11 protein-coding genes and 2 pseudogenes are annotated in these 12,285 nt (G+C 43.9%); 8 read left to right on the top strand and 5 right to left on the bottom strand.

Annotated elements, in window-relative coordinates; translation table 11 throughout:
• Both RIN81_RS05885 and RIN81_RS05880 read left to right on the top strand, forming a co-directional pair.
• A partial coding sequence (locus RIN81_RS05885; RefSeq protein WP_309088267.1) for a hypothetical protein occupies nt 1-194 on the top strand: 194 nt, incomplete at its 5' end.
• Between the two features lie 627 nt (nt 195-821).
• Nucleotides 822-1,046 (top strand): annotated as a pseudogene (locus tag RIN81_RS05880) (recombinase family protein); the annotation flags it as partial.
• A gap of 1,151 nt (nt 1,047-2,197) precedes the next feature.
• Here RIN81_RS05880 and RIN81_RS05875 read toward each other — a convergent pair.
• A complete protein-coding gene (locus RIN81_RS05875; RefSeq protein ID WP_309088300.1) occupies nt 2,198-2,659 on the bottom strand; it encodes a M48 family metalloprotease in 462 nt (153 codons plus the stop codon).
• A gap of 32 nt (nt 2,660-2,691) precedes the next feature.
• Complete coding sequence (locus tag RIN81_RS05870) at nt 2,692-2,940, bottom strand: hypothetical protein (RefSeq protein ID WP_309088265.1); 249 nt, start codon at nt 2,938-2,940, stop codon at nt 2,692-2,694.
• A gap of 241 nt (nt 2,941-3,181) precedes the next feature.
• Here RIN81_RS05870 and RIN81_RS15780 point away from each other — a divergent pair.
• Nucleotides 3,182-3,538: pseudogene (locus RIN81_RS15780) on the top strand (DUF2512 family protein).
• Between the two features lie 813 nt (nt 3,539-4,351).
• On the opposite strand, the gene RIN81_RS05865 reads toward RIN81_RS15780, so the two are convergent.
• Nucleotides 4,352-4,480: a hypothetical protein gene (locus RIN81_RS05865; RefSeq protein WP_309088263.1), complete on the bottom strand. Its 129-nt coding sequence runs from the start codon at nt 4,478-4,480 to the stop codon at nt 4,352-4,354.
• Between the two features lie 781 nt (nt 4,481-5,261).
• Here RIN81_RS05865 and RIN81_RS05860 point away from each other — a divergent pair.
• Nucleotides 5,262-5,780, top strand: a complete 519-nt coding sequence (locus RIN81_RS05860; protein ID WP_309088261.1) for a hypothetical protein — start codon at nt 5,262-5,264, stop codon at nt 5,778-5,780.
• Nucleotides 5,781-5,806: 26 nt separating this feature from the next.
• Here RIN81_RS05860 and RIN81_RS05855 read toward each other — a convergent pair whose 3' ends face one another.
• Nucleotides 5,807-5,986 (bottom strand): aspartyl-phosphate phosphatase Spo0E family protein, encoded by a 180-nt coding sequence (locus RIN81_RS05855; protein ID WP_242233008.1) that lies wholly within the window; start codon nt 5,984-5,986, stop codon nt 5,807-5,809.
• Nucleotides 5,987-6,158: 172 nt separating this feature from the next.
• On the opposite strand from RIN81_RS05855, the gene RIN81_RS05850 reads away from it, so the two are divergent.
• Entirely contained in the window at nt 6,159-6,866 is a 708-nt protein-coding gene (locus RIN81_RS05850; protein ID WP_309088259.1) for a cytochrome c biogenesis CcdA family protein, read from the top strand.
• A gap of 23 nt (nt 6,867-6,889) precedes the next feature.
• Complete coding sequence (locus RIN81_RS05845) at nt 6,890-7,378, top strand: CcdC family protein (protein ID WP_309088257.1); 489 nt, start codon at nt 6,890-6,892, stop codon at nt 7,376-7,378.
• A gap of 32 nt (nt 7,379-7,410) precedes the next feature.
• Here RIN81_RS05845 and RIN81_RS05840 read toward each other — a convergent pair whose 3' ends face one another.
• Nucleotides 7,411-7,839 (bottom strand): DUF2621 domain-containing protein, encoded by a 429-nt coding sequence (locus RIN81_RS05840; RefSeq protein WP_251272391.1) that lies wholly within the window; start codon nt 7,837-7,839, stop codon nt 7,411-7,413.
• A 129-nt stretch (nt 7,840-7,968) separates the two neighbouring features.
• Between RIN81_RS05840 and RIN81_RS05835 the strand changes: the two genes are divergently transcribed.
• Together RIN81_RS05835 and RIN81_RS05830 are read left to right on the top strand one after the other, a co-directional pair.
• The gene (locus RIN81_RS05835) at nt 7,969-9,090 is read left to right on the top strand and encodes an exonuclease SbcCD subunit D (protein ID WP_309088255.1); all 1,122 of its coding nucleotides are present in this window, start codon (nt 7,969-7,971) and stop codon (nt 9,088-9,090) included.
• On the top strand, nt 9,087-12,194 hold the full coding sequence (locus RIN81_RS05830; RefSeq protein ID WP_309088253.1) for an AAA family ATPase: 3,108 nt from the start codon (nt 9,087-9,089) through the stop codon (nt 12,192-12,194). Before RIN81_RS05835 ends, RIN81_RS05830 begins: the two co-directional genes overlap by 4 nt.
• Nucleotides 12,195-12,285: the final 91 nt, after the last annotated feature.

Raw genomic sequence — 12,285 nt, 5'->3', positions numbered from 1 at the left:
AGTTGGGGGTTTCCCCCTGTGAGAGCAGGACGCCGCCAGGCAAACGCAGAGAGGACAGCGAAAGCTGTCCTTTTTCTTTCGGAATCATCTTCCATGAGAAAGAACTTGATTTTTGGAAAACCTATAATGAAAAGGGAGGGTGCCGCACAGACACCTCCTTTTATATAGATAAACACCACCTGAATAAGTTTTAGGTGGTGTTTTTGTATTTGGATTGCTATTTCCTGTTTTAGAATTGTGAAAGCAAGTCTTCTTATTAGTTAAGTACGGCGCTTTCGATAAATAAGACGTTGAGAATATCACTATGACTGGATTACACACAGCTGTTATGTGTACGACAACGAAGAAAATCCGCAATCTGGCCGGATTCTACAATGGCGTTTTGAAAAAGATGCTTGATCGTTTCGTACTTTAAAGTTGTGTACGTATGCTTGCAGAAGAAGCATAGCTAATCGCACAAGAAAAGCCTCGGAGGATTCTATGGTCGCAGCTTAAACGAGAATACATGATATGTGGGAACTACGTTTATACAATTACTCGTTGCCGAGCGATACAAACAAAAAAGGCCGCGGAAAGGTCCGCAGCAAAAAAGTATGTAATAGTGGGTTGAAACTCTGCAAGAGATGGCAGGGTTGTCGTAATTATTACTTTACCCGCTTTGACACGAAGATAAACCAAATAAATAAAAAAGGCTGGTGACTCCGCAGCAATAAAAAAGATGTAGGGCAAGTGGTTTAAAGTGAAACCTTGTCTCGAGTTGCTTACCCGCTTCGAAGAAATATAAACAACACAGAGAACAATTACCGAATAACGCCGCCTCCCTCGTCTATATTGACGCACTGGATCGCCTGGGCTATAACTATGATGCCGTGATTGATGAATGGCGTTACATTACTTGTGAAATAGGCGCAGATATTATCGTGCTTGAAACCGAAGTGCTATTTGACAGCCGTAAATTCCGTGAAATGGGTGACCTAGGTAAGCTGATGGAAAACCAATTCCTATCGCTCCTAGCGCATATAACCGAGCAGGAACGGAAGAAGATAACACCAGCGCCAGCGCGTGACCGTTACTTTTTATTAGCGCTGCCTCCCCCCGGAGTACCTACTCTGAATATGTTGCATCTGCTGCCCGGAATTTACGCGCAACAAAAAACTTTTTTACGACAAGTGTGTATAACAACGAATAACGTAGTAAAGCGTCCTCTTATGTATGAATTTAATATTGCTCGACTACACTTATCTAAACAGAATAGGGAGACGATAAATGTGATTAAAACAGTAAAAATTAAAATGATCGGTGCGCTTATTGTATTTAGTTTGATAACAGCATTAATCGTGTTTGTATCTGCGAAAGAGCCGGTGCAAGAGTATCCTGGTACGGTAGACGAAGCTTTGTCGAGGAAATTTACTCAAACATTCCAATCAAATTTTGCAAGCAACGACGGCATTGCGTTGTTTGACCGAGTTGAAATCGTGCCGAACCAGCATGTCGCAAAGATATATTCGACTATAGCGTCAACAGACGATGATGCAGTGCGCCAATTGGCGGTTAATAAACTTGGCTCGATGGTAGTCAATCATTATTACTATTATGCGGAATATCGTGCTTTGACCGACTTGAATGACGTTCATGTCTACGGGAGTGACGGTAAAAATCTTGGTTATACATTCAGCGATTCGCTTTTGTCGACGGATCAATAATGACAGGGTAGCCATCGGTTTAATAGTCGGTGGCTTTTTTGTGCATATATTTTTTACTCCGGTCTTATTATCATACTTACTGCCGCCCCATCTGACTCGGTTGATGTCAGGGTAACGCTGCTTTGTCCAATTGGCAATGAGCTGCAGTGGGACGCTATTTTCGAAAAGTGTTAAGTAGATTACCCCCGACGAACTAAACCGGACGGGGCTTTTCTTGCGCTTGAGTGATCTCCTTGCTTCCCGCAATTAAATTTATCAAGTCGCTGCGGTCGATTAATCTCACGTTATGCCGTTCTGCGCAGTTGCTTGCTCCACTCATTAAGTGGTAAAGGGTAAGCATCTAGGGTCCAGCAAACAGGACCCGCTGTGCCTCTTCACAATGGAAGCTGTAGCAGGTAGGTTGTATGTAGGGCACTAAATGTTTACCATGAACGGCAGAAAACACTGTACAAATATGATTTTAAGTTTTGCTGCCCAGAATGTTTTTCTTCCATTCAAGAAGGAGAATTACTCTGGCCAGAATCCTTATTGTCATATTTGTCGAAAAAATCAATCCGTTCTGTAATGCGTGGATGCGATCCGGTAGTTAAGTGGATGATGGCCGGTTCATAGCCGGTTGATTTCGCATTTTTCGTCAGTTTTTGAAACGCACTAATGGCTGCTTCTTTGTCTGCCGTTGTCTCCATCGCATAGCGGTCCGATTCCATTTCATAAAGGCGGCTTTGAAAGTTGCCGATCGGAGAAGCCAGAAAGGACATGAGGCTGAAGGAGGCCATAAGAAGCGGCAGGACGGCGATATCATGCGGATCGTTAATTCCCCAACGGTGCTCCCACTTTTTGCGCAGCCGGTTAAATAAAAAGAAGGTGGACAAGGCGGTAAAGAAACCGACGATGATTTGCAGAACGAGCCCTTTATAAATATGGTTCATTTTATAATGGGCAATCTCATGCGCCATCACAAACTTGATTTCCTCAATAGGAAATAATATTAGCCGGTCTGCCAAAAGAATTTGCGAAAGCGTGCAGCTGCCCGGTCACGCAGTTTCACTGAAATCATCATGAAAAACAGCACGACCACTACATCAAGCGGCGTTTGTAAAAAGAACGTAAAATAATCGATTAAATCTAAATGATGTGTTTCCGCTATCTCTTTTTCCGTCATAAACTGTTTCGGGTCTGCGCTTGTGCCGGCATACTCAGCGGGAACGTAACCCGGCTCAAGGTTGAGCAAATACACGCTGATACCTGCCGTATACAAAAGATAAAAAATAAGAAACCCGAGTAGAAATTTTTTCAATAAGCTCTTTCTTTTAACGTCAAAATAAATGCCAGCCAGTTACGGAGGCTGCAGCATGCATTCCGTTCATTATATTCGTTTCTTTTCATTTTATATGTTATTTGAAAGCAACGTCTTTAAAAAGAGAGCCGTGCGGAAGACCCTTTCAGCGGGAAGCAAGATGAAAGAATGGCAATGATTCATGTGTTCACCAATTTATGATCGTGAATTTGGTGATACCCTTCTTATGAGTGCCGTTCTTACCATAGTTGCTTATATACTCGGTGATTTGTTTATTTTCCGGAGATCTGGCAGTGATTATCAATATAATGCGGGTTACACTCATTTCTAGAGAAACTTCACTGCAACCATTTGTGATGCAACCTTAACTTTCTTTGTAGTTTGGCCTATAGGAAAATCACTGTTTATCAATAATGATGATGTTCTTACAGCTTCTCTTATCTCAGCGACTGCTATTGCCGCTGGTGAACGGTTCTTCCATAGATATCTTGATAGACTTGTGTTTAATGAGAAACGCACTCTCTTCCGCATCAAATGATTGATAAGGCCGCCTGCCCAGTAACCATCGGCGGTTTTTTATATAAGGACTGTTTATTCAAGGTTCCTCCGGTAAATAAAAACTGCATAGGCTCCCAAATTTATGAACGGTTCATGTGAAAATATGGCCGATCCACCCACGAGTAAAGTGATGAATATTGTACAGGGTATTGATCGCTGCGTTGTCTGTATATCTTCCAAACGGCTGTGATTTCAGGCAAAAAACTTTTACGAATAAATGACTCGATTATATGAAAAGGAACTGAGCGAGCCAAATGACGTCCACAAATCCATAGTGTATACAAGACGTATTCTGCTGCGCTGCTGACTGAGCAGGGGCCTTTGAACAGACAGGTGAATGTGCCGGATATGAAGCGAATTCGGGATTTAGCTGGATGTTATAAGGTTACGCTTGTGGAACACTTTCTTTACATTTACAAAAACAGTCCGCGTATATTTGAGAAAGAAGCATAAATTATCTAATATCAGTTGGAAATAGAAAGACAACTTTCGAAAACTCCCTGCTTCAAGCTACAAGTATATGCGCGTATACGTCAGCGGAAAAGTTTCTTACGCGGTGAAAAGGCGCATAAAAGCTGCAGGTATGCCCCGGAAATAGTAGCTATAAGTGTGAAAATTTACTATCTGTTGCGGAGTGAAAATAAACCGTATACAAAAAGCCGCAGAGGGATCCGCGGCAAAACAACAATGTATAGATGTGAAGCTTTTGGACCATACATTCGTTTCTATACCCGCCGCCGCCGCAAAATATAAATCAAGATTCTATCATTTTCAACATACGAACTATGCGGAGTTAAAAGATGCTGAGACAAGCATCAATAGTAATAAAGTAATCAACAAAACTAAAAATACTGCAAAGTGACTGCGTAATCGCCGTCGCAAAAGCCTCCACTGCCATCGTTGTAACCGAAACTGTAACCATTTAATATCATTACACCTCTTTTACAGAAAAATAGCAAAGAAACTATTATAAGATATGAACAAAGAAACGCACTGGACCAAGCATTTGTCTCGACCGATAATCTTTTTACGGAAAAGAGAATAATAAGTTGTTTCGTTTCATCTGTGCGGTAGGATTCTAGTCTCTGACGGACAGCCTTTGAAATATTTTTACGCTGCAGTCTAGTTCGATTTTTACCGGCGTGTACGAAGGTCATTGGAAACTTTTTAAGCATGGAAATAATAGGTTGCTTGGCTTCCAATTACGTAATAAATCGTGTGCACCATTGTGTATTTCGCCAGAGCTTATTTTCATCCATTGTTCATACCGGGGAAAACGCCCTTTTGCTTTGTTTCGGTTCATTTCTTTTGAACCAGGGCAGCCGCTTTTCCTTGTTAATCCATTAAAGAGACAAGGTGTTTTTTGCGTGGGTAAATGTGTATGTATGCAGTGAAATAAGCCTTGTTGCTGAAGCGGTTTGTAGCCAGCGCTTTTCGCCGTGTGGGGCAGCGGACCTGGAAACATATAATAAAAGCAAAAAATAGGCTGTTTGCTCTTGTCATTAACCAGTTTTTGTTTGTATTTTTTGTTTTCAAAAGAAAAAAGGGATGTTTGTTGTGGGACATATTCACCTGAATACGTGAATATAATATAAACAGCGGGATGAACAAACTATAAAACCCACAAATTTTTTCTGTAAAAAGGCTTATCTTCAAAGGGGATGGGGTATAGAAAGGTATGAGAGAAAAGGAGGAGATGCGAAATGAAAAAATGGTTTTTATCTTTAGTTATTCTTCCGTTCTTGTTGTTTGGTGTTAGCATCCCGGCTCTTGCCTCCGAGGACGAATTAACTGGTACTCCTTATGAAATGCTCGAAAAAGAAGGCATTTCGTTAAAACATTATATTGTTACATTCAAATCCCCCAACATTGAAAAAGGCTACTATCGCGCCACTTCCAGCAACGGTGAAATGATTCGTTTTAAACAGTCAGATGTAGAAATTGAATTAAAAGTGGGTGACCGTATCCGTACATACTGGGAAGACGGCGGCTTTAACATCGCAGAGTACGTAAAACCCGAAAAAGTAGTATATACCGTTAAACGGGTATGGTACAAAAACGGAGAAATGAATTATGAAGGTACCAGCGCTCAATCAGGAGATATTCTTTTTACCGATGAAAATGTATATGGCAGCGAAATCGTGCCTGGAGACAGAGTAGTGGCTGAATTTGACCAAATGTTTATTGACAACGGCTTAATTGGTGTTTATAAGAAAAAATAAAAAAACGGTCCGTATGGACGGTTTTTTTATTTTGCGCGCGTTTTTTTAGTGTGCTGAATATGCAGTTCATCGTATAAATTTAAAAGACGGTCTAATTCCTGGCTGTATTCAATCGCTAAAGGAGAGGTTAGTCCGTTTTCAAAAGCCACATTTAGTAGTTCAGTCCGCTTCGCTTCTATGGCGTCGAGCAGTATTTCTTTGTTCACGGCGGACAACCCTTTCCATTATTATCTAAGGTTTTACACTTTCTAGTATACCCAATCATTTACTTATTTTCAAAAAAATTTGTCGTTTTTGAACTTTTTTCTCCTCCTGCCAATGTTGCCGCTCCGTCCCATATCGTTTCTGTTACAATGAAAAGGAAAGGGTGATCGATTCATGAGTGAGCTGAACGTGTTTTTAGCCTTCGGCGCCGGGTTTCTAAGTTTTATCTCGCCATGCTGCCTGCCGCTGTATCCTGCCTTTTTGTCGTATATTACCGGTATGAGTGTAAATGAATTAAAAAACGATAATGCCATGCTGCAAAGGAGAAGTATGCTGCATACCCTCTTTTTTTTGCTCGGCTTTTCTCTTGTGTTTGTTTTAATCGGCTTTGGCTCCTCTTTTATTGGCCAATTCTTAAAAGAATGGGATGACCTTATTCGTCAGCTGGGCGCCATTTTTATTATCTTTTTTGGCCTGGTGGTCACGGGAATCCTGCAGCCGGGATTTATGATGTCAGAGAAGAAAGTGATTTTTAAAAATCGGCCTGTTGGATATGCCGGCTCTTCTCTCATTGGCCTTGCGTTTGGCGCGGGCTGGACTCCATGCACGGGTCCCATTCTGCTTGCGGTTATTTATATGGCAGGAACTAACCCGGACTCTGCTATGTTGTATATGGTATCTTATGCGCTCGGTTTCGCCATTCCTTTTTTTGTTCTTTCTTTTTTTATCGGACGAATGAAATGGATCCGTTCACACAGTGCTAAGATTGTAAAAATCGGCGGTTATGTTATGATAGCAATGGGGATTATTCTCTTTTTTGACTGGATGACACAGATCATTATGATCCTCACGCCGCTGTTTGGCGGATTTACCGGTTTTTAATTTGTATTAAAGGGATGATCAAGATGGATTGGATGGTTGCCATATCGTCTTTAGCAGCTGTCATGATGGGGCTGGGTGCTTTATTTGTTCGTATGAGAGCAGCAAAGAAACCGACTTCAGCCCGAAAAATTATTATACCTCCGCTTTTTATGAGTACCGGCGCTTTGATGTTTGTATTTCCAATGTTTCGGGTTACACCTCTTGAATTGCTGGAAGCGGCCGCTGTAGGGTGTTTGTTTTCTTTATTGCTCATTAAAACATCAAATTTTGAAATACGCGGTCAGGACATTTACTTAAAACGTTCTAAAGCTTTTCCGATTATTTTAATGTCACTGCTTGTGATCCGGATTATTGGAAAGCTTGTACTGTCGACAACGATTGATGTAGGCCAGCTTGGCGGCATGTTTTTTATTTTGGCGTTTGCGATGATTTTGCCGTGGCGCATGGCGATGTATAAAAAATATATGACGCTGAAGCGGCAGCTGCCCGATCAGCCTATACCCATAACCTAAAAAACAGCCTTTGATGACAAGGCTGTTTTTTTTTATTCAAACAAATGCTGATAGGGGGCAATATCGATATTCATTTCATGAAGTTTCTTGCGTAAAAACTTATGGTCTCTTTTCGGTGTAGCCATAATGTAGCCGCGGATAATTAAGTCGGCTGAGACATGACGGGCCCGTTCTTTTAATGCGAGTTCTCCGATTTTACCGGCAATTTTGTGGCGGGCCACATCCCGAAACAGCTCGGGTACAGGAGAAACCAATTCTTCGAGCATGTTTTTTTCTGCTGTTCCCCATAGTTTCCGTGTTTTATCAACGTAATACTCTTCCCAGTCCATGTCGGAACGGCCATCCTGCTTCGGCATTCGTTTTAAAAACTTGCGAAACATAAAAAAGCCGCCGATGGCAAACAAGCCGACAAGGATCACTGTCCAGGCAACGATAAAGTAAGAAAACCAGCCTTCCAGCATGCTGCAACCCCCATTACATGATTTTCTTTTACTCTATTATAGCAAACAAGAAACCGCTTGTTCATTCTTTTCAAGAACTTGTTCATCTGCTATGATCGGAACATACATACGCAGTAGGAGGAAACCAAAATGAAATTTATTCATACCGCTGACTGGCATCTCGGAAAAATGGTGCACGGCGTATCGATGATCGAGGATCAGCGTTTTATGCTGCAGGAGCTGATTCGTCTGCTTGAGCAGGAGCAGCCGGATGCCCTGGTGATCGCGGGAGATTTGTATGACCGGTCGGTTCCGCCGGCTTCGGCGGTTAATTTGCTGAATGAAACGCTTTTTACGATTAACGTAGAAATGAATATACCGATCGTCGCCATTTCGGGCAACCACGACAGTGCAGACCGGCTGGCATTCGGTTCAACGTGGTTTCGGCAAAACCGCTTTTACCTGGCTGGAAAAATGGAGAAAAATATGTTCTGCCCGGTTATTGAAGGCGTTCATTTCCATTGTCTTCCCTATGCGGAGCCGGGTGTAGTTCGGTATTTATACGAGGACGATTCCATTCGCACTCACCATGATGCGATGAAAGTCTTAACCGGGCGTTTAAGCGAAACAATGGATAGAGACGGCATTCATGTGGCGGTGGGCCATGCGTTTGTCACAGGAGGAGAAACAAGTGATTCCGAGCGGATTTTATCGGTCGGCGGAACAGGAAATGTCGGTGCTGAGCTGTTTGCTCCTTTTGACTATACGGCGCTTGGACATTTGCACAATCCGGCAGCCATTCACCACCAGACGGTTCAATATGCAGGGTCGCTGCTGAAATATTCGTTTTCAGAAGCGTCCCATACGAAAAGTGTTTCCATCGTGGAAATAAACGAAGAAAAGAAGCTTTCGATTACCAAAAAAGCACTGGCACCTATGCGCGATATGAAAATCGTCACGGGTTTTTTTGATGAACTGATGGAAGGAGAGGCTTCAGAGGAATATATCAAGGTACGGTTAAGGGATGAAGGAGCCCTTATTGATCCGATGGCCAAGCTAAAGCATAAATTCCCTCATATTCTCCATCTTGAAAAAGCAGCTGCTTCCCCTCTGTCATTTGAATCTTCTGTTTCTATGAGGGAAAAGCAAAGCGAGCTCGATTTGTTTGCGGAATTTTACGAAGCGATGACGGGGCTCAGTTTTTCAGAAGAGAAAAAAACGTATATGACTTCTATATTAGAAGAGGCGAAACAGGAGGAAAATGGATTATGAAGCCTGTGACACTGACAATGACTGCTTTTGGTCCGTATGCAGGCCGGCAGGTGATTGATTTTTCGGCGCTCGAAAACCGAAAAATGTTTGTGATTTCCGGCAAAACGGGATCAGGAAAAACAACGATATTTGACGCCATCAGCTTTGCGATGTATGGCAAGCCAAGCGGGGATCACCGAAGCGCTTCAGAAATGCGAAGCCAATTTGCAGATCCAAAACAGCTGACAGAAGTATCGCTTTTATTTGAGTTGAAAGGACGGACGTTTCTGATCCGACGGACCCCTCAGCAGGAGAAGCCAAAAGCACGTGGAGGCGGTATGACAACAGCAGGAGCTACCGCTGAGCTGTATGAAAAAAAAGCAGACGGCACAGAAGTGCTCCTTGCTTCGAATGTACGGGATACAGATGAAAAAATAAATGAATTAGTCGGGCTTGAAGCAAATCAGTTCAGGCAGATTTTAATGATTCCGCAGGGAGAATTTCAAAAGCTGTTAATGGCCGGTAGCCAGGAAAAAGAGAAAATTTTGCAGAAGCTGTTTCAAACTTCTTTTTATAAACGGGTAGAGGATATTTTAAAAGAAAAGTCCGACGCGTTGAAAAAGGAAGCAGGCCGGGCTGCTGATCAGCAAATGGCCCTTTTGAAAAGTCTGCCTGCATACTCAAGCACGATGCGCGGGCTGCTCGAAGATGAGCTGATTCAAAGAAAAGCAGTGTTTGATCAGCTTGAGCTCGATCTTCTAGAAATGGACAAGCAGTTTAAAAGCTTTCAGGAAAAAGTGCAGCGTTTAAGTGAACGCCGTGATTTTTTGCTGGGAGAACGGGAGCGGGGGCTGTCCCGAAATGCCCAATTTGACCGTTTGGAGCAGGCCCGGCTGGAACAAAAAGAGCTTGATGAACAAAAAGAAGACTTCGACAGATACCGTCGGAAAATAGACGGAGCTGAGCGGGCAGACAAGCTGCAATCCTATGAAATGATGGAAAAGCGGGCGCGCCAGGCTGTGCACACTGCCGAAGGAAGAAAAAGTGAAGCGGAAGCGGAGATGCAAAACACACGGCAGCTGCTTGAAGAAGCGGAAGGACGGCTGAAAGCAGAAGAAAGCCGCCGTCCTGAACGGGATGAATGTATAAAAGAGCTTCAGCATCTTCAGTCGATAAAGGAAGCGGTTTATGCCTATCAGGATGCCGTAGAAAAAGCTGGAGAGACAGAGGGGCGCCTGAAGGAAACAAAACAAGCCGCTGCCGAATTCATTCGGAAAAACGAAGAGCTGGATGCATTCCGGAAAAATACGGAAGCGTCTCTGCAAGCTTTCGATTCTTCAAAAGAAATATACTTGGAATCGGGCTATCAGATTGAGAGATTAACCGAGTTGATTGAACAATTTCAAGAGTTAGCCGATGCCGAAAAAGAAATGGGTGACCTTCAAAAAAGAGAAGAAGCAGCCCAAATCGAAGCGCAGAAAGCAGCCTCGGCCGCGGCTGAAGCTATCAAAGAACTGGAGCATAAAAGAGAAGAGTGGCACAGAAGCCAGGCAGCGATGCTGGCCCGCGAACTAACGGAAGGTGAACCATGCTCCGTGTGCGGATCCATTCATCATCCTAACCCGGCTGCAGGAGGAGAAGCGCCGCTTGGAGAGCAGGCATTGAAGAAAGCGGAGCAGCAAGCAGACTGTCTCAGCCAGGAAAACCGGCAGGCGGAGCAGAAGTGGATGGAATCCCGTTTTGCATTAGGACATGCAGCAGAAAACGTGGACAAGCTAAAAGCAAAGCTTCCATCTGACTTTGGAGCGGAAGAAGCGATAGAGCGATTGAAAGAAGCCGAGCAAACACGCAGACAAGCTGCCCAGGATCTTCAGCAAAAGCAGAAACTGGAAGGGCAGCTGGATAAGCTGAAAAAACAAAAACAACAGCTTGAAGCCGAATTAGAACAAACGAGACAGCAGGAAATGGCGGATCATACGGCTTTTATTCAAGCACAGAGTACACGGCAGCAGCTTGAACAATCAGTTCCTGAGGCGATGCGCAACAGCGGTTATTTTGCCAGAGAGCTTGAGCGTATAGAGCAAAGGGCAGCCGTTTTAGAGCGCCGCTATGAACAGGCCACAGAAGACGTTCAGCGTGCCCGTACAGCTATGCAGGGAGCCCTGTCTGTTTTGGAGGAACGCCGGCAAACACTTCAGGAAGCAGAAAGGGACTATCAAGAAGTAAGAGCGGCTTTTGAGCAAAAGCGACAGCAGGCTGGTTTTCAGTCCGCTGAACAATATGAGGAAGCGAAGAAATGGCTCGAATCCCTTGCAGAAATGAAAGAAACGGTCCGGCAGTTCGAAGAAAAAGAACGCGAGCTTACTTTGCTGATGGAGGAGCTGCAAACCACTCTTCAAGGATATGAGCGGGCAGACATCAGCAAGCTTGAAGAAGAGATTGGAGCGTTAAATGAAGAAGCTGTTCAATGGGCAAATGAGGCTTCTGCCGTCGCTGCTTGTGCAAAAGAATCTCAACGTATCCGCCAGTCAGTTGAAGAGATAGCAGCACGGATGGCGAAGGCTGAAGAAGCGTACCGCCTTTCTGGCCATTTGTTTGAAGTAGCGCACGGAAAAAATGACCTGAAGGTAACGTTTGAACGGTATGTACTGGCATCATTTTTGGAAGATATCTTGACCGCAGCCAACACGAGGCTTTCGGCGATGACAAATGGCCGCTTTTTACTGGAGCGTTTAACCGAGCGGTCAAAAGGAAACGCACAAAGCGGCCTGGATCTTCTCGTGTTTGACCAATATACGGGTGCCAGCCGGCATGTGAAAACACTGTCCGGGGGAGAAAGCTTTAAAGCGGCGCTTGCCCTTGCGCTCGGACTGGCGGAAGTGGTCCAAAACTATGCGGGCGGCGTATCACTTGAAACGATGTTTGTGGACGAAGGATTCGGCACGCTTGATCCGGAATCGCTGGACCAGGCCATTGAAACGTTAATGGATATACAAGCGGACGGCCGCCTGGTCGGCATTATCTCCCACGTGCCAGAGCTGAAAGAGCGGATTGATGCTCGTCTGGAGGTAGGCCAGTCCGATACCGGAAGCAAAGCTGCATTTGTTTTTACAGGAGAAAGCTGAAAACGTTCATAAAGTATTCAAGATCAGGCCGCAGTAGCACATTGAGAAATAAGAAGGTTTCCTCTACGATAAAAGGATAAAAGGTGCTTGG

Source organism: Domibacillus sp. (assembly GCF_031181085.1).
Taxonomy (GTDB): Bacteria; Bacillota; Bacilli; order Bacillales; family Domibacillaceae; genus Domibacillus.
The sequence above is the reverse complement of the archived record's forward strand: the minus strand, read 5'-3'. Positions and strand labels throughout refer to the sequence as shown.